Origin of the sequence: Rhodococcus sp. 1168, assembly GCF_002091955.1 — a bacterium.
In the GTDB taxonomy this organism is placed as follows: Bacteria; Actinomycetota; Actinomycetes; order Mycobacteriales; family Mycobacteriaceae; genus Rhodococcoides.
Window position 1 is genome coordinate 184,311 of record NZ_MKKY01000073.1, and the last position, 15,943, is coordinate 200,253.

A 15,943-nucleotide genomic window follows, 5' to 3' on the forward strand; every position below is an offset into this window, starting at 1 on the left:
TCATTGTTGGCCGTGTGTCAACACCGCTCGAGCAGCAGCATCGATGGTTTGCGCCGGTTCCAAGACACCGTCGGGGACGCTGAGGGAGAACCGTTTCTCTATTGCCAGGGCTATTTCCATCAGTGTCATCGAGTCGATGTCCAGGTCGTCGAGGACTGCACTGGGGACAGCATCGGATTCTGCCACTTGATATTTGGTGACGAGTTGGTCGACGATGTGGTTCTGTATTTCGTCGACGTGGACTGCTGTACTTTCGGTCATGGGGTTACTTTCTGTCGAAGCGTGCGGGATGGCTACGTCATCGGTGACGTGGGTGTATCGATTTCGGGCCAGGTCATGGCCACTGATGCCCAGGTAGCTCCGCCGCCGAAGGCAGTGAGGACTGTTCGATCGCCGGGACGCATTTCGTTGCGGGACGCGCTGTCGACGAGCGCAAGTGGGATGGAGGCTGCTGCTGTGTTTCCGACGTTCTCGATGTTGAGTACCGCACGGGTCAGGTCGACGTCGAGTTGCTCGGCGACAGTATGAATGATTCGCTTGTTGGCTTGGTGCCCGACGAATCGGTCGATGTCGGAGATCGCCCAACCGGCCTTCGCTGTGACCGCGCGCGAGGACTCCGTCATGCGGCGGACAGCATTGATGTAGACCTGCTTTCCCTCCATCCGGAAGAACGCATCGTGAGGGTCGGGCTGCGTTGTGCGAGAACGCTGTTCAGCACCCCCGGAGCGCACTGTGATCAGGTCCGCGAGCCCCCCGTCGCTGCCGGCGTCGAAAGCCAAGAACGCTCCATCTTCGTCCGGGGATCCGCGGCGTAGGACCATCGCCCCTGCTCCGTCTCCGAAGATCGCTGCGGTGGTTCGGTCGTGCGGGTCGAGAATGGTACTGAACGATTCCGCTCCGATCACCAGAACCGAAGCAGCATGGCCCGCGGCAATCGATGCAGTACCCATCTGTAGTGCGTAGAGAAACCCGGAACACACTGCAGAGATATCGAATGCGGGGATTGTGTCGAGCCCCATACGGCTGGCGACGGTGGGCGCGGTCGCCGGGCACGGCCGGTCCGGTGTGGTGGTAGCCAGGATCAACTGGTCGACCGATGAAATGCCGGCATTCTTCAGCGCGCGCATCCCTGCTTCGGTTGCAAGGTCCCCAGTCGAGAGACCGCCGTCGACTACGCGGCGTTCGGCGATGCCGGTGCGTTGACGTATCCACTCATCGGAGGTGTCGAGGCGGGCGGCGAGATCGTGATTGGTAACTACCCGCGGCGGGACGGTGGCGCCGACGCCGGCGAGTACGGCCGCTGTCGTCATCGGTGACCGCCTACGTGGTCGGGAAGTTGATGTGCGACCGAACACGTGAGTTCGATCCCGGCGGCCACGGCCACGATATCCGCTGTACGCCAGAGTTTTTCGTTTTTGGTGAGGAGTTCGCAGTTGTCCAGCCGTGTCGATACAGCTACACCGGTGTCGGTTCGTTCGGGGGAGTCAGCGGCCGTGATCGTCGTTCGGCGCATCCATAGTGTGTTGCTGTCGGCGCGCCTCATTTCGTCGAGGTCGTAGAGCAGTACCTGCGCGGTCTGCAAGGCAGTGACGAACACATCGACGGGCGTGAGTTCTGTCCCGTTGCTCCCTCCGATGCCGGCAGTGAGAGCGTGGCCGTTGTCGTCGACGAACAGTGTTGCGACGGCCTGCCTGCCGTCGTCGTCGATGGCGACGTCGACGATCTTGTGACTACGTGTTTTGAATCCGTCACCGTAGTAGCGGGCTCGGGCACTGCCGAGCACCTGCTCGGGGTGCTCATGGGTTGCCGACCCCTTCGGTGGAGCGGTGGGTTTGTGGTCGATATCGAATCGGACGCGCATGCCGCCGAGCCTGCAGTCGACCCTCGATGATGTGGTGGATCCACCCGCACGGGGAACGAGAGCGGTCCGGCGAATAGCGGAAGCCGGAATGTTATCGAGGTTTTCCTGGGGAGCGGAGCCGGCGCTGATCTGTATCTTGCGGATCCGCGCTCGGGTGAGCTCGGAAGGTTCCTCGGCACAAGCCAGGCTGGCTTCGGCCAGTTCCGCGCCGAGGATCAAACCATCGAGAGTGCTGAAGTGCGGGCGTAGTCCCGACGCCGGCTTCTTGACAGACCAATCGCCTGGATACTGGACTCCTACCACGCTGTCGACGGTGGTGCGGTGCTCGTCGTCGTTGGCATCGTGGCGGATCGAGAGCGGTCCCCGGGTGTAGTCGACTTTACGGAAACCGTCGCCGAAAAATCTGGTGTCTGCGGGACCGAGTAGATCTTCGATGGTCGGTTCTAGCGTATGGGTGCACATATGGATGCCTCTCGGGAGATGCGGCGCGCCGTTGCGCCTCACTGAAATGATCTGCGCTGCATATGATTACTGGCCAGAGTCGATATAGAGAACCACCGTGTATGTCAGTGGTTCACTGGTCACGCGGTTGCGGGCGAGGGTTCGGTACCGATCGACGACGCTCGAATTCTCAGGGCGAGCCATGCGGCGACACCGACAACGACCAGCAATACAGCGTCGATCCCGACAGCGACGCGGATCCCGTCGAGTTGTTCGACGCCCAGTGCGTCGGCGCCGGCCACGGCAGTGAAGATTGCGCTCATCAACGGGATACCGACGGCGATACCGACTTGCTGGCTCTGGGTGGCCATGCCTGTTGCCATTCCTTGCAGGTCGTCGGTGACTGAAGATGTCGCGATGACCATGAACGACAGCATGGCGAGCATGGAGAATATGCCGTTGACGAATTGGGTGGCCAGTAGTGGGATGAGCGCGATGGAGTCGGTTCCCGTCCATACCATCGGTGCCATGAGCAGGCCTTGAAGTGCCAGACTGGCACCCAACGCGGTACGCGGTGCGACTTTGGTGAGTACTCGGGGGCCGATGAATCCCCCCACTATCTGGCCCAGGCCGATGCCGAGGAGTGTCAGTCCCGCGGCGAGTGGAGACAGTCCTAGAACGTTCTGTACGTAGAGCCCGGTGAAGAAGATCAACGCAGTCTCACCGCCGAAGATGAACAGTGCTGCGACGTTGGACACCGCGACCGTTCGCTTCTTCAAAATCTGAACCGGAACCAGCGCATCTGCGGATCTGCTTTCGACGATGCTGAACACGCCGAGCAGGCCCAGGCCCGCGGCGAGCGCGAGCAAGGCGATACCGCTGAAACCCGATTCCGCACCAGTAGTGACGCCGTAGATCACCGCGAACAACCCAGCGGTGATGAGCGCAGCGCCAGGTACGTCCAATTTCTGGCTACTACCCGATCGGCTCTCGTTCACCACGATGGGCACGATGACGATGGCCGCAACAGCGACCGGAATGTTGATGAAAAACGCCCACCGCCACGAGAGGAGGTCGGTCAGAACTCCGCCGAGTACCGCCCCGACGGTGAACCCCAAGCTCATCATGACGCCGTTGAGCCCGAGCGCACGCGTCCGCAGTGCTGGATCGGAGAACGTAGTGGTGAGCAGCGCCAATGCGGCAGGAGTGACGGCTGCGGTCGCCAATCCCTGCAATGTTCGCGCGAGGAGCAGCAGGCTTGGTGATTCAGCGAGCCCGCCGATGACGGACGCTACGCACAACAGCACCATGCCGCCGATGAAAATGCGACGACGCCCGATGACGTCTCCCAGCCGCCCGAAGACCAGGGTGCACCCAGCCGCGCACAACGCGAAGGTGGTGGTGATCCACTGCAAGTTACCGGAGGTGAAGCCGAGGTCGTCACCCACCCGAGGCAATGCGACATTGAGGACGGAGAAGTCGGCGGCCATCATGAATTGAGAGGCCAACAGCACGATCAGCGCAGAAATTTGGCGACCTGACATCGTGACTGCCCGATCGGTGGGGGAAGTGGATGTTGTCATGACCCAAGCCTGCGAGGGAAGCCGAGATCGAGCCAGACCCCAGGTGTGGATATCTTTCGCGTGAGTATCCATAACTGGGATACCCTTCCCCTAGGCCGTACACCTGACTTGGGGGTTCACGTGAATGGACGAACAGATACGGCATTGGGGAGTTACCTACGCCACATGCGCGAGCTTACCGCGCCGGAGCGAGTCGGACTACCCACATCCACTCGGCGGCGGGTGCCCGGATTACGTCGCGAGGAACTAGCGGCTCTCGCAGGCTTGAGCCCGACGTACTACACGCGCCTCGAACAATCTCAGCCTTCGCATGCATCCATGTCGGTGCTGCTTTCAATATCGAGGGCACTCGGCCTCAACAACGACGAAGAGGCCTACCTACTCAAAGTGGGTAGAGCACCCGATCAAGCTGTTCCGCAAAGACTCTCGACCGACAATCGGATCAGTCCTGCGACCAAAATGTTGGTCGAGTCACACAGGAATGTCGCTGCCGCGATTCTCAACTATCGATGCGACATCCTGGCGTGGAACACGATTTTTCACAATCTTATTGCGCCGCACCTCAATTTTGATGCGCCTGCACAAGACGACAGACCGAACATGATCGAATTGAACTTTCTCGACCCTGCTGTGCAGGCACTTTACGGGGACTGGGGGAAAGAGAGTCTCTACAACGTTTCCTACTTCCGCTGCATCGCCGGTGATCACCGTAACGACACTCACTTGGCCTCCACCATCGACAGGCTGATCGAGGCGAGCCCGGATTTCGCTGCATTGTGGGATGGACAGCATGTCGAAAACTGCACAGAAGGAACAAAGACTCTCAATCATCCCCACGTAGGAACCGTGGAGCTGATGTACCAGTCGGCAGACCTTCGCGACGGAAACATCATGAAGATCTACCACGCGATACCGGAGTCGGACACAGAACAAGCCCTCATATCACTGGGTGCGGCCGATATTCCTCAAGATGAGGTTGCTGCTCGGCGGCGACTGGTGGGATAGCCGACACCCAAACCGTAATCGCCGGTACCACCTCAGGATGTCCTGACGGTGCGGTAACTGGATGACCTTCTCCAACACTCTCCATAGGCACTCCGTGATCGGGATGCTCAGCTCCACCGATTGCGAACAGTCACTGACCGCGGCCGTCATGGCCGCGTAATAACTCTCCACTTTTCGGGGTGAACCTCACTCACTCCGGCGCCGTTCGTGTCGATGCCCGATCTTTTACCGGCGCCGCCGATGCAGGTCTATCCCGTGGCGCGGCATCTGGCGGACAAGGTGACCGCGATGTACGAACGTCACGGCGCCGCTTCGTCGTCACCGTCGACGCGCCCGCACGGCCTCGCCGGGCATAGACGGGACAATCGGTCGTGGACTCAGATTTCGGGCGGAAATCGATCGACCGTCACCGTTGTGCTCGCGTCGGAAGCCGGAACCAACGCACTACTCAGCGGCAGGGTTGAACAGCAGCCGCCCAAGCAATTCCATGAGCAGCTCGCGCTCGGAGGGATCGAGCGGCGCGAGTAGATCCTCCTGTGCAGCTTCGATCTCCGCGTCGAGCTGGGTCAACTTGCCTCGGCCGGCAGCCGTCACTGTGATCACGTTTCGACGCTTGTCCATCGTGTCGGGATCGCGGTGTGCGAGCCCCTCTTCGGTGAGGCGGTCCAGGATGCCGACGAGGTCGCCGCGATCGATCGCGAGGCGACGCGCAAGATCGGCCTGGCTTGCAGGGCCGCTCTCTTCGAGCGAGGCGAGGACGGCGTAGTCGCTCCGCCGTCCACTGTGCTCCAGGCGTGACGCGACGACCCGGTTCGCTCGCATCGCGACGTGGTTGAGCACCCAGCTTGGCAGCCTTCGCACGCGCTCGGGTGGCTCGATAGGGGGCCACGGTGCGGATCTTGCTGCGGTGGGGCGAGTGGGCATGCCGTCCATCGTAGGCGATTCGTTGGCATCCCAACAATCTCGTGCTAGCGTCTATTTCGTTGGATCACCAACGAAATTTCCTAGAATGCGACATTGAGGCAGGACCGTGAGATTTCAGCCCGGCCCGAAGGCCGCTCGGCAGCCGATATCCCGCAAGGTGTGGCAGCTGGCGGCCGTGATCGTCTTCGGCGCGTTCATGAGCGGTCTGGACGCCACGATCGTCAACGTCGGCCTCGACACAATTGCTCGTGACCTCGGTGCAACGCTCGGTCAGGTGCAGTGGGTTTCCAGCGCGCACCTCATCGCTCTCGGTGTCTCACTTCCGGCAGCTGGTTGGCTCGGCAGACGTGTTGGTGTTGGACGGATGTGGCTCGCCGCCCTTGCGGCGTTCACCTTTACCTCCGCAGCCTGCGCCGCGGCGGGCAACGTCGAGACACTGATCGCGCTGCGGGTTGCCCAGGGCATCGCCGCGGGTCTGCTCATTCCAGCCGGACAGACGATCCTGGGGCAGGCTGCCGGACCAGGCAGGCTCGGTCGGGTGATGGCTACGCTCGGTCTCGCGGTAGGTCTTGCTCCTGCCCTCGGGCCTGTCCTCGGGGGGCTTCTACTCGACCGCGGATCGTGGCCCTGGCTCTTCCTTATCAATGTCCCAATCGGGCTCGTTGGTCTTGTCCTCGGGTTGCGTCTGATCCCACGCGGCGCACGCGACTCCGGCGAGCGGTTGGACCGCGTCGGTCTCCTCCTGGTGACGGCAGGAGTGCCGGCGCTGGTCTACGGCCTCAACGCATGGGGCGAACAACGCTCGATCCTTGCGCCTGGCGTCTTCATGCCGATTGCAGTTGGCGGGATCCTTGTTGCCCTGTTTGTTCGGCACGCTCGGCGCCACCCGGACCCGATCCTGGATCTATGCCTCTTCCGCCTGCCGGTGTTCGCGGCGGCAAGCGTCACGACCTTCGCCAACGGTGCTGCAATGTTCGGCGCGTTCCTGTTGTTGCCGCTCTACTTCCAGGTCGGGCGCGGGGAGGAGCCACTCGAGACAGGCCTGCTGCTGATCGGTCTGAGTGTGGGGACTGCACTGACAATGCCTTTCGTCGGGTCCATGATCGATAAGATCGGCAGCGGTGTCGTCAGCGTCGCAGGGGGCCTGGCAACGATCGCGACGACTGCCCCGTTCGTCTTCCTGCCGCTAGACACCGACGAGCTGACGATCCAAGTGCTGCTGTTTGCTCGTGGGATAGCGCTTGCGCTGGCGATCATGCCCCCGACGGTCGCGGCCTATGAAGCCGTCTCTCAACGACAGCTGCCCGACGCCACCTCCCAGATCAACGTCCTTCAACGGGTAGGGGGAGCGATTGGCGGATCACTCCTCGCTGTCACCGTGGCCGGATCAATGAGTTCTGGCACCGCATCAGCGCTTCAGCTCTCCTTCGCTGCCCTCACCGGGTTCTCGGCGCTCAGCCTGAGCGCCTCCATCTGGCTCCTACACACCGAGCAAAGCCGGTCCGCCAACGGCGCGGCCGGAATCGCACCACACCCAACAGAAAGTACTCCATGACTTCTCTCCGAATCGCGATCGTTCTCGGCAGCACGCGCCCTGGACGCAAGGCCGATGCCATCGGTCGATGGGCCCTGCAGCGCGCCTCCAACCGAGCACACGAACTCGACGTCACGTTCGAGCTCGTGGACATCGCCGACTACGCGCTGTCACACCTCGATGAGCCAATTCCGGCCATCATGGGCCGTTACTCACATGCTCACACGATGGCGTGGGCCAAGACCATCGCCAGCTTCGATGGCTTCGTCTTCGTCACCCCGGAGTACAACCACTCCACCTCCGGTGCTCTGAAGAACGCGATCGACTTCCTATTCGCAGAATGGAACGACAAGGCATGCGGGTTCGTCAGCTACGGCGTACAGGGTGGCCAGCGAGCCGCGGAACACCTACGGCTGATCGCTGGAGAGCTGAAGTTGGCGGACGTACGCAGCCAGGTTGCCTTGACCCTTGGGGTTGATACCGACGACAGCGGAGTCATCGCAGAGGGCCGGCAGCTGCAGGCATTCGACACGATGCTCAACGAGCTAGCCGGTTGGGCACGAGCACTGCGCAGCCTGCGCGAGACGAGGGACGGACGATGAAGGCCGTCGTCCTCCGCGAGTTCGGAGGCCCTGAGCAACTCCAAGTCCAGCTCGTTGAAGATCCCACGCCGGGACCTGGGCAAGTGCGGATCGCTGTGGCCGCATCCGGCGTGCATCTCCTCGAGACATGGTTCAGACGTGGTCGCGCTGTCGGTCCGCACCCGGTGCCTGAGCTGCCGGTCACCCTGGGTGACGAAGTGGCCGGCATCGTCGACGCTGTTGGGCCTGATCTTGACCCGAATGAATGGATCGGGCATCGAGTCGCAGCCAGCCCTCTCGCCTCTGGCGGCTACGCCGAGTTCGTCCTCGCTGACCACACGAGCGTGCACCTCGTGCCTGCCGAGCTCTCGAATGAGAGCGCGGTCTCGATGCTGGCGACCGGAGCCACAGCCCTGGCCATCATCGAACTTGCAGCGATCACTGCCTCCGACACGGTCTTGGTCACAGCGGCTGCTGGTGGCATCGGCACCCTGCTGGTCCAACACGCACACCGTGTCGGGGCGACCGTCGTCGGTGCCGCCAGCACATCAGCCAAGCGCACAGTCATCCTGCGTGCGGGAGCCGACGAGGCGGTCGACTACACCGCCGAAGTGTGGGCGAACGACGTTGGACCACGAGTCACCGTCGTGCTCGATGGCGTCGCCGGGAAGGTCGCTGAGGAGCTCTATCCGACCCTCCGGCAGGGGACTCGGGTCATTTCGTTCGGTGCGGCCGCGAACACGGGCGACTTAACAGCCGTGGCTACTCCCTCAGGTGTCACGTTCCAGTCGCTCTTCGACTCGCCCGTGATGGCTCTATTCGCAGATCCGACTGGACACCACAGACTTCAAGCCGCTGCCCTGCAGGCAGCCGCTTCGGGCCACTTCCAGCCGGAGACCACGACATACCCGCTCGTTGAGGCGGCCGCAGCACACGCCCAGCTCGAGGCCAGGAGAACTACAGGCAAAGTCCTGCTCATCCCCGGCCCGTGATCGTCACCGACGGGCGGTCCGATTTCGGCTGACGTCGCGAGATTACGAAGAAGGTCCGAAATCCCTGGGCCGATCACTTCCCCTGAGATAGATAGGCCTGTTTCAGAGCCTTTATCCGCGCCACGCCTTATCCAACAGCATGATGTTGGTAGCGGTCGGTACCACTCCATGCACGTCCTTCTGCCAAGCCACGAAAATCATCAGAGCGCTTGTCGGAACGCTGGGGACAGTCTCGTTCCACAGGGTCTGGATCTGCCCGAGAATCTGGCGGAACGCATCATCGCTCTCGGCAGCCTGCAAGTGCCCCAGAAGTGCATCCATCTCCGGGTTCGAGTAGCCGGAGAAATTCGAGGAGGATGTACTTCCCAGTGTGCCCTGAAGTCCCACGAACGGGATCGAGTCGTAGAGACCAATTCCGCCGAGCGCCATATCGTAGTCGCGCTGGGCATATACCTTCCTGACGATGTCTCCGGCGTTGTTTGCCGGGACGATGTTCACGGTGAATCCCACGGCCTGGAGCAGCGACTGAACAGCGAGACCGATCGATTTGGAGCGAGGGTCCTCGAGCGCAACGTAGTTCAACGTGCCGTCATATCCGTCGGTTTTTGCTTCATCGAGAAGCGACCGTGCTGCGTCAGGATCGTACGGCAGGCCTTGAATGTCTGTGGACCACTGCGAACGCTCGTCGAAGAGTGCTTTGGTCGGTAAGCCGACACCGTTCTCTCCTCTCTGATCGATGACCTTCGGGTCGAGGGCAAGCGCAATTGCCCTGCGCACCCGCACATCTGCGCCCGGCCTGCCATCGCGGTTGTTGACCAATTGTGTGCTGCCGCTGTTGAGAATGTTGAAATACCCGGGAAAGCCTTTGTCGATAGTGTCGTAAATCGCGGCAGAGTACCCGCGTAAGAACGCGATGTCGACGCCGTTGGCCCCCAACGTTTCCAAATTCTGTCGCGAGCTAGGTAGCGCGATGAACCGGAGGCGCGCAATGTTGGGTTTGCCGTTCCAGTAGTCATCGCGGGCGGTGAACACACGTTCTTCGTTGGGGGAGTAGTGATCGAGAACGAAAGGGCCTGCTCCGATCGGCTTGAAAGTCTCACCCTCGCCGGCACTGGGTGCGACGATCATGCCGTAGCCCAGTGCGAGCACCGAGGGGAACGTGGTCCACGGTTTGCGCAGTTTAATTTCCACAGTCTGAGGGTCTACTGCGATGGTTGTTTCGACTGCGTCCGCCCAGATCGCTGCTCCGTCACCCTTCGCCGCGGTGTAGCGATTGAAGCTGCGGAGTACAGCGTCCGCGTCGAGTGGAGTACCGTCACTGAATCTCACGCCGGGCCGCAACTTCAACGTCCATCGCAGCCCTTCGGGTTCCTGTGTCAGCGACTCGGCCAATCGGGGTTGAAATTCGTTGGTATCGCTGTCATAGCGTATCAAAACGTCGTACGCGGCAGCTAACTCAGATCCGCCGTTCTCACCGCGTGCGGTAGTTTTTGCCGGGTCAAGGACGGGTGCCAGCGATTGCGTGCTGAAGCTCAATTGTTCTGTGCCAACGGGGTTTCCGCTTTCTTCCTGCTCATTGACCAAACCCGAGTTCGGGGGTCCCTCGCTACCTCCTGTGCCCGAACTGCCACTTGTGGTGTTGGCGCAACCAGCGAGCGCGAGTGTGCTCGCAACCAGTATCGCCGCCAATGATCTACCGTATATCGTTTTACCGTTCAACTACTCTTCCTTACCTCTTGAAGATGCGACATTGACCATGGTGATTCTCGATGTTGGTAACTTGCGTGAAAATGCCCGTTGGTCACTAAGACGAAAATCGGAAGAAAGCCCTCAAATCGAGGGTGGTGCAGCGGGAGATGTCAATCCGTCGAATTACGTCAGATGCGGATCGGAATTTGTGCGGCTAGTTGAGCGCATTCATCACCGGTTTGGATGAGCGCGGATCAGTTCTTACAAGACGTTGTCGCCGTCGCTGATCACGCGGAAAGAGCTTTGCCGGAGTGAGATTGTGCATCAAGTTGTGTACGTTCATTCCTTGGATTTCCCAGCCAAATTCAGAACGGCATAACAGTCTCTCGGCACAGGCGTTCGTATCGACCTTGCATGCCGGTGCCGAGAGACCTCACCTCTTTCAAGACCGTCATGCCGTTGTAATTTGGCTGGACTCCGACGGCGGCGGCACTGTGGTGCCCGTCGAGACTCTCGGATCCGCAGCATCAGATGCCTGACTACTTCTTCGGGTGAACGGCAACACCGAGTACGGCAGCGCAGTTGCTGATCAGCGGAGCAGGAACTCTGTCGTGATGCGCTCGAATGCCTCCTGAGCTTCGATCATCACCCAGTGTCCACAGTTCGGGAATATATGCAATTCGGCGTTGGGAATGTATCTCATCGGGAGCATCGGCATGTCGGGTGGACATTGTCGGTCGTCTCGGCCCCAGGTGAGCAGCGTCGGGCATTTCACCTTGTGCAGCATCGACCAGTACGGTGGCGTATCTGAGTTTCTGCTGGAGTGTTGCCGCTCTTCGATAGCTTTGGAGCCGTACATCGCGGACAGTGATTCGTGTGATGCCGGATCGCTGGAGGCTTCCCAGCGTTCGTCTATCCGCTCTTCGGTAATTACTGCGGGATCGTAGACCATGCAGTTGAGCCAGCGGACCAGTTTCTCGCGGCTGGGACCATCCGCGAACTCTTGCAACAGTCGAGTACCCTCACTTGGGTTCTGGCTGAAGATATTTGGCCCTACCCCGCCGATGGTAACGAGCTTTGTTACCAGATGCGGGTGTGTCATGGCCACATGTGCGCCGACAATACCGCCCATGGAGTTTCCGATAATTGCGGCCGATTCGATGTTCAGGGCCTTCATGAAACGAACTACAGAGGACGCTGCTGTCATCATGGGTTGCCCGCCGACAGGGTCGCTGATGCCGAATCCGGGGAACTCGAGGATGTAACAGTGGAAGTGCTCTGCAAACACTTCCAAGTTTCCTCGGTAGTTACGCCACCCGCTCACTCCGATGCCGGAGCCGTGCAAGAGAAGTAGCGGCGGGCCTTCGCCTGCCTCGTGGTAGCGCAACACCCCTTTTTCGGTAACAACTTCTCCCTTGGTGCTTTCGTAGAGATCACCGGACGTAGATCCACCCATCTGAAAACTCCTCTTCTGCAACAGTTTCAGGTCATCGGATGTCGTCTGCACCCGAGATCGCCCGATGTCGCGGAACATTGATTGATCACCCAACGACTCCGCCGAACCCGCTTCTTCGTGCTACAGGGACAGTTAACACCAAAGGTAACAGCATTCTGTCATGTGGACCGTCTCATTTATATAACAGTAGTCATCATGAGTGTGGGAGTGTGTGATGCCAACCTGGTTCTCATCGACACGCTCGGAGCGGGGTCTCCGAGGTAGCAAGGACGGGACTGGCCTCCGTGCGGGTAAACGAGACTTGAAGCGAAGCAGTATGCTGCGAAGAGGGAGGATCCATCCACAAAGGAGGGCCAGTGGCGGAGAACGGCGGCATTAGCCACCTGTCCGAGTTTCTTGATGACCGAATCGGCACACATGTACGACGAATAACGCGGCTACTCATCGACACCAAGGCTGCGGCGCTTCAACCGCTCGGCATCACAGTGCCGCAGTACTCCACACTTCTGTCGATCAAACACCTCGAGCCGAGCTCGGCGGCGCAGCTGTCGCGAACAGGTTTGGGCACACCACAGTCGATTGCGACCATGCTGTCCACCCTCGAGGGTAAAGGTCTCATCAGTCGCCAAGCTTCTCCCATGCATCAAAAGCTTGTTGAGGTACGACTGACTCGTCTTGGAGAAAAGACCGTCGACGAGGCAGATCAGCTGGCTGCGGGCATAGAGGCCGATCTGCGGAAAGCGATCGGTGAAGAACATTTCAACAGCATCATCGCAATCGAGCGGGTAGCCAAGGAACTCTTCCAGAAGTAGAGAGAAAGTCAGCGGACACTACCGTCGCAAGTCTCCTGGATCGGCAACTTGTTGCACCACGACGTGTTGCACATCGTGAGGCATCGCCGGTCACACGCCTATCTGCGCCCGAAAGGCTTGGCGTTGGAGTACATCTACGGGGTGGAACTGCTCATATCGCATGGGTACGTCCCGTGTCCAACAAGCTACAGTGGTCATGGTCGCAATTCCTTGTGTAAATTGCTTTGATCAGCGAATATCATACGCGGCAGGGGAGTGGATGTGCGAGCAGAAGAAGCGATGACAGCAGCTCTTCGGGTGCTGCGCTTGGCTGGAGTGGTTGTCAAAGGCGGCGATCTGAAGGTTGTGTCCATCATCGATCCCGTTGAGCATCGTGTTCGCGACCTGACTTGGCGCCCCACCACCAGCTCGAACATCCTAAATTCCCGTCACAACACGTTCGAGCGAGCAGCCTCCACCCTGTTCGTGGTCGAAACAGTGAGCCAGGACGACATCCTGATCACAGCCGCACACGAATTGAAGCTCAATCTCGTCGTTCTGAACCCACCACGCGTCTTGCTCGATGGCAACAGCGCCGCACCTGCCGGTCCGGTCAACGCGCAGGTCAGGGCGCGAAGGCTAGGGCGCGCCGCGGTGGGGCGATGGGCGATCGAACGGGCACTGGTCTTAGCACGCGTCCCACGTAGTCAAGGAGAGCTTGCTCAGGACGCTGGTCTGACCCAGCAAGCTGTCTCGTACGCTCTACAACGTCCTCTGCGCGAGGGGTCGGTGACCAAGAACCCGTCGGGTTTCATCATTCCTCGCTCTCGACGCTCGTCAGCCATCGACAACTGGCTCGAGGAGTACCCAGGAGCGCTGGGAGTGGAAACCTACTGGTACGGCCTTTCGGATCCCGTCGAACAGGACAACCTCATTGTTCGATACGCCCACGAGATGGACGCCCGCGCCCTCGTATCGGGTGACGGGGCAGCGGACCATTACGCGCCATGGAGGAAACCCGCCTCGAGTGTCGTCTACCTGAGTGAACTGCTCGATCTGACGGCAGCAGACCTGGTGCCCGCGGCGCAACGCGAAGACGCAACGGTCACCGCCATCGTTCCGCGTGATCACACCATCTGGGCAACGGCCGTCAGGGACGGCAGCTCCGATCGATACGTCGATCCCCTGATCGCACTGTGGGATCTCACACGCTACGGGCATGGGAGCGACGTCGATGAAGCGGCCGCGAAACTTCGTGCAGCGATTATCGATCGGTCCCATCCCTGATGACGACCTACCACTTGATCTCGACTTCCGCCGCGGACGATCGGGCGTATCGAGCGCTCGCCGACATCTGTGGACTCGCAGCTACTGTCGAGCATCGGATCATCGGTGGGCACATGGTCCGTCTGCTTCTTCTGGCCTACCCAACAGGCCGCGCTACCGAACGAAGCACTGCAGACGCCGATATCGGAATCGATATCGCTCTCGCAGGAAGCGGACACCTACACCACGCACTGACCACCGCCGGTTACGAGGCAACCAGCGGTAACAGCTACAGCAAAACCGTGGGTACCGAAACACTCGACATCGACCTGCTCGTGGCGCCCGGAGAAAAGTCACAACTGTTGGGCGGTCGGCGATTCGACTCGGCGCCAGGACTCTACCTCGCACTCCACAGCAAGCCCCTGAACGTGAACGTCATCGCGGAAACCACAGGTGGAGAATCCATATCGATCCACGCATGCATCCCGGACTTGGAGGCCGCTCTGATCCTGAAGGCGTTGGCATGGAAGAAGCGCAGGTCCGACAAAGATTTGGTAGATCTTCATTCACTTCTGGAGATCAGGCAGGAATACCGCCGAACAGTGACCACCTGGCGAATGAACGACACAGACCGAGTGGCCACAGGGACACGCCTCGCAGCAGCATCAGCCCTCCACGAACTCATCGATCTGGCTGCCAGAGAACAACTATCAGGAATCGGACCGGCGACTCTACAGTCGCGTTTTGCGGCGCTGATCAAAAGCCATGTTGCACAACCCCGCTGAACCCACCTCGGTTCGCGGACACAGGCCAGCGCAACAGTGTCCGCAGCCCCTCCGTCCGCAAGGCCCATGGACCGGGTGAAGCAGTCTTGATTGGACGTCGAACTGCCGCGGCATAGCAGCGGGCGAAGTCTCGCACCCGCAGACCTGGCGGCCGTAACTGGCGACGGTGAGCTCGACGACCTGCATGCCTACGTGTGGGGTCAGGTCAGGTCCACTACTGGCGCGGTCGGCGCGTTCTTTTTCACGGGCTCGATGCCGTTCTGAGCGGTGGCCTTGGAATTGTAGGCTTCACCGGCGGCGATGATTTCACCGTTGCCGGCCTCGAGCCGGAAGCGATACTTGCCGGCTGCATCGGTGTAAATTTCAAATTTTCCTGACAAGATGTTTTCCTTCGAGTGCGGTCGTTCGGCTTCTACGTCTCGCAGACTTTCTATTTCTCGCAGGCGACGCCATCGCGATCGCGGTCGAGATCGGTGCTGTATCCGGGGTCGCCTTTATAGATAGGAGCTGCTCCGGCTGCCTCAACCGCCGAACAGTTTGCGTACGAGACCCTCGGTGCAGGTGGCAGGTCCCCGATAGTCGGACCACCGCGTTCTAGAGCCACGGTGTGATTGATGTCAGTCGATCTCGCAGCCCACGGGTTGGTGCGTGTGGGTGCATTGGGCAGCATACTCAGCGGGTGTCAGGTAACCCAGCGACGAGTGCCGGTGCCGATTATTGTGGTCGTCCTGGAAGTCCTCGATCACGACCCTCGCTTCGAGCAGGCTGGTCCAGTGATTGCGGTTGAGGCATTCCTTTCGTAGTCGGTTGTTGAAAGATTCGATGTGGCCGTTGTTCCATGGTGTCCCCGGCGGGATGTAGGCGATACCGATCCTGTCCCGGCAGAACTGTTGCAGCACAGAGGAAATGAACTCCGGTCCGTTGTCCATTCGCAGCACTTGAGGCGGCCCTCCCCACAGCGTGAACGCCTTACCCAACTCCTCGGTCAGCCGCTGCGCGGTGATCGAGCGCTCCACGATGTTGAGCACCGACAGT

At 60.3% G+C, this 15,943-nt stretch carries 17 protein-coding genes and 1 pseudogene; 8 read left to right on the plus strand and 10 right to left on the minus strand.

The window, feature by feature from the left end; genetic code table 11:
• The 4 genes from BJI47_RS17015 to BJI47_RS17030 all read right to left on the minus strand — a co-directional run bounded on the left by BJI47_RS17015 (nucleotide 1) and on the right by BJI47_RS17030 (nucleotide 3,885).
• Nucleotides 1-261 carry an acyl carrier protein gene (locus BJI47_RS17015; protein WP_088944812.1) on the minus strand — a complete coding sequence of 87 codons (261 nt, stop codon included), beginning with the start codon at nucleotides 259-261 and terminating at the stop codon, nucleotides 1-3.
• Nucleotides 262-293: 32 nt separating this feature from the next.
• The gene (locus BJI47_RS17020; RefSeq protein ID WP_088944813.1) at nucleotides 294-1,310 is read right to left on the minus strand and encodes a beta-ketoacyl-ACP synthase III; all 1,017 of its coding nucleotides are present in this window, start codon (nucleotides 1,308-1,310) and stop codon (nucleotides 294-296) included.
• Entirely contained in the window at nucleotides 1,307-2,323 is a 1,017-nt protein-coding gene (locus tag BJI47_RS17025) for an AvrD family protein (RefSeq protein WP_088944814.1), read from the minus strand. The genes BJI47_RS17020 and BJI47_RS17025 overlap by 4 nt, the downstream gene beginning before the upstream one ends.
• A 119-nt stretch (nucleotides 2,324-2,442) precedes the next feature.
• The gene (locus tag BJI47_RS17030) at nucleotides 2,443-3,885 is read right to left on the minus strand and encodes an MFS transporter (protein WP_217808552.1); all 1,443 of its coding nucleotides are present in this window, start codon (nucleotides 3,883-3,885) and stop codon (nucleotides 2,443-2,445) included.
• 120 nt (nucleotides 3,886-4,005) lie between these two features.
• Here BJI47_RS17030 and BJI47_RS17035 point away from each other — a divergent pair, with 120 nt between their 5' ends.
• Complete coding sequence (locus BJI47_RS17035) at nucleotides 4,006-4,890, plus strand: helix-turn-helix transcriptional regulator (protein ID WP_254900652.1); 885 nt, start codon at nucleotides 4,006-4,008, stop codon at nucleotides 4,888-4,890.
• A 444-nt stretch (nucleotides 4,891-5,334) separates the two neighbouring features.
• Here the strand turns inward: BJI47_RS17035 and BJI47_RS17040 are convergent, their stop codons facing one another.
• Nucleotides 5,335-5,814, minus strand: a complete 480-nt coding sequence (locus BJI47_RS17040) for a MarR family winged helix-turn-helix transcriptional regulator (protein ID WP_088944865.1) — start codon at nucleotides 5,812-5,814, stop codon at nucleotides 5,335-5,337.
• A gap of 106 nt (nucleotides 5,815-5,920) precedes the next feature.
• On the opposite strand from BJI47_RS17040, the gene BJI47_RS17045 reads away from it, so the two are divergent.
• The 3 genes from BJI47_RS17045 to BJI47_RS17055 are packed head-to-tail and all read left to right on the plus strand — an operon-like array spanning nucleotide 5,921 to nucleotide 8,921.
• Nucleotides 5,921-7,369: a DHA2 family efflux MFS transporter permease subunit gene (locus BJI47_RS17045; protein WP_217808553.1), complete on the plus strand. Its 1,449-nt coding sequence runs from the start codon at nucleotides 5,921-5,923 to the stop codon at nucleotides 7,367-7,369.
• Complete coding sequence (locus tag BJI47_RS17050) at nucleotides 7,366-7,950, plus strand: NADPH-dependent FMN reductase (protein ID WP_088944816.1); 585 nt, start codon at nucleotides 7,366-7,368, stop codon at nucleotides 7,948-7,950. The genes BJI47_RS17045 and BJI47_RS17050 overlap by 4 nt, the downstream gene beginning before the upstream one ends.
• Nucleotides 7,947-8,921 (plus strand): zinc-binding dehydrogenase, encoded by a 975-nt coding sequence (locus BJI47_RS17055; protein ID WP_088944867.1) that lies wholly within the window; start codon nucleotides 7,947-7,949, stop codon nucleotides 8,919-8,921. Before BJI47_RS17050 ends, BJI47_RS17055 begins: the two co-directional genes overlap by 4 nt.
• A gap of 111 nt (nucleotides 8,922-9,032) precedes the next feature.
• Here the strand turns inward: BJI47_RS17055 and BJI47_RS17060 are convergent, their stop codons facing one another.
• Nucleotides 9,033-10,505: an ABC transporter substrate-binding protein gene (locus tag BJI47_RS17060; protein ID WP_254900657.1), complete on the minus strand. Its 1,473-nt coding sequence runs from the start codon at nucleotides 10,503-10,505 to the stop codon at nucleotides 9,033-9,035.
• Between the two features lie 31 nt (nucleotides 10,506-10,536).
• Here BJI47_RS17060 and BJI47_RS24315 point away from each other — a divergent pair, with 31 nt between their 5' ends.
• Entirely contained in the window at nucleotides 10,537-10,857 is a 321-nt protein-coding gene (locus tag BJI47_RS24315) for a hypothetical protein (RefSeq protein ID WP_217808555.1), read from the plus strand.
• Nucleotides 10,858-11,199: 342 nt separating this feature from the next.
• Here the strand turns inward: BJI47_RS24315 and BJI47_RS17065 are convergent, their stop codons facing one another.
• On the minus strand, nucleotides 11,200-12,066 hold the full coding sequence (locus tag BJI47_RS17065; RefSeq protein WP_088944868.1) for an alpha/beta fold hydrolase: 867 nt from the start codon (nucleotides 12,064-12,066) through the stop codon (nucleotides 11,200-11,202).
• A gap of 356 nt (nucleotides 12,067-12,422) precedes the next feature.
• Between BJI47_RS17065 and BJI47_RS17070 the strand changes: the two genes are divergently transcribed.
• The 3 genes from BJI47_RS17070 to BJI47_RS17080 all read left to right on the plus strand — a co-directional run bounded on the left by BJI47_RS17070 (nucleotide 12,423) and on the right by BJI47_RS17080 (nucleotide 14,908).
• Nucleotides 12,423-12,878, plus strand: a complete 456-nt coding sequence (locus tag BJI47_RS17070; protein WP_088944818.1) for a MarR family winged helix-turn-helix transcriptional regulator — start codon at nucleotides 12,423-12,425, stop codon at nucleotides 12,876-12,878.
• A 279-nt stretch (nucleotides 12,879-13,157) separates the two neighbouring features.
• Nucleotides 13,158-14,144, plus strand: a complete 987-nt coding sequence (locus tag BJI47_RS17075) for a hypothetical protein (RefSeq protein ID WP_125458742.1) — start codon at nucleotides 13,158-13,160, stop codon at nucleotides 14,142-14,144.
• Nucleotides 14,144-14,908, plus strand: coding sequence for a hypothetical protein (locus BJI47_RS17080; protein WP_088944820.1), 765 nt, complete (start codon nucleotides 14,144-14,146; stop codon nucleotides 14,906-14,908). The genes BJI47_RS17075 and BJI47_RS17080 overlap by 1 nt, the downstream gene beginning before the upstream one ends.
• Nucleotides 14,909-15,108: 200 nt before the next feature.
• Here BJI47_RS17080 and BJI47_RS17085 read toward each other — a convergent pair whose 3' ends face one another.
• From BJI47_RS17085 to BJI47_RS17095, 3 genes and pseudogenes are all read right to left on the minus strand, one after another.
• Nucleotides 15,109-15,288 carry a YegP family protein gene (locus BJI47_RS17085; RefSeq protein WP_088944821.1) on the minus strand — a complete coding sequence of 60 codons (180 nt, stop codon included), beginning with the start codon at nucleotides 15,286-15,288 and terminating at the stop codon, nucleotides 15,109-15,111.
• A 50-nt stretch (nucleotides 15,289-15,338) separates the two neighbouring features.
• A pseudogene (locus BJI47_RS24755) lies at nucleotides 15,339-15,458 on the minus strand (excalibur calcium-binding domain-containing protein); the annotation flags it as partial.
• Nucleotides 15,459-15,525: 67 nt separating this feature from the next.
• Nucleotides 15,526-15,943: integrase core domain-containing protein (locus BJI47_RS17095; protein WP_176224923.1), on the minus strand; the 418-nt coding region annotated here is incomplete at its 5' end.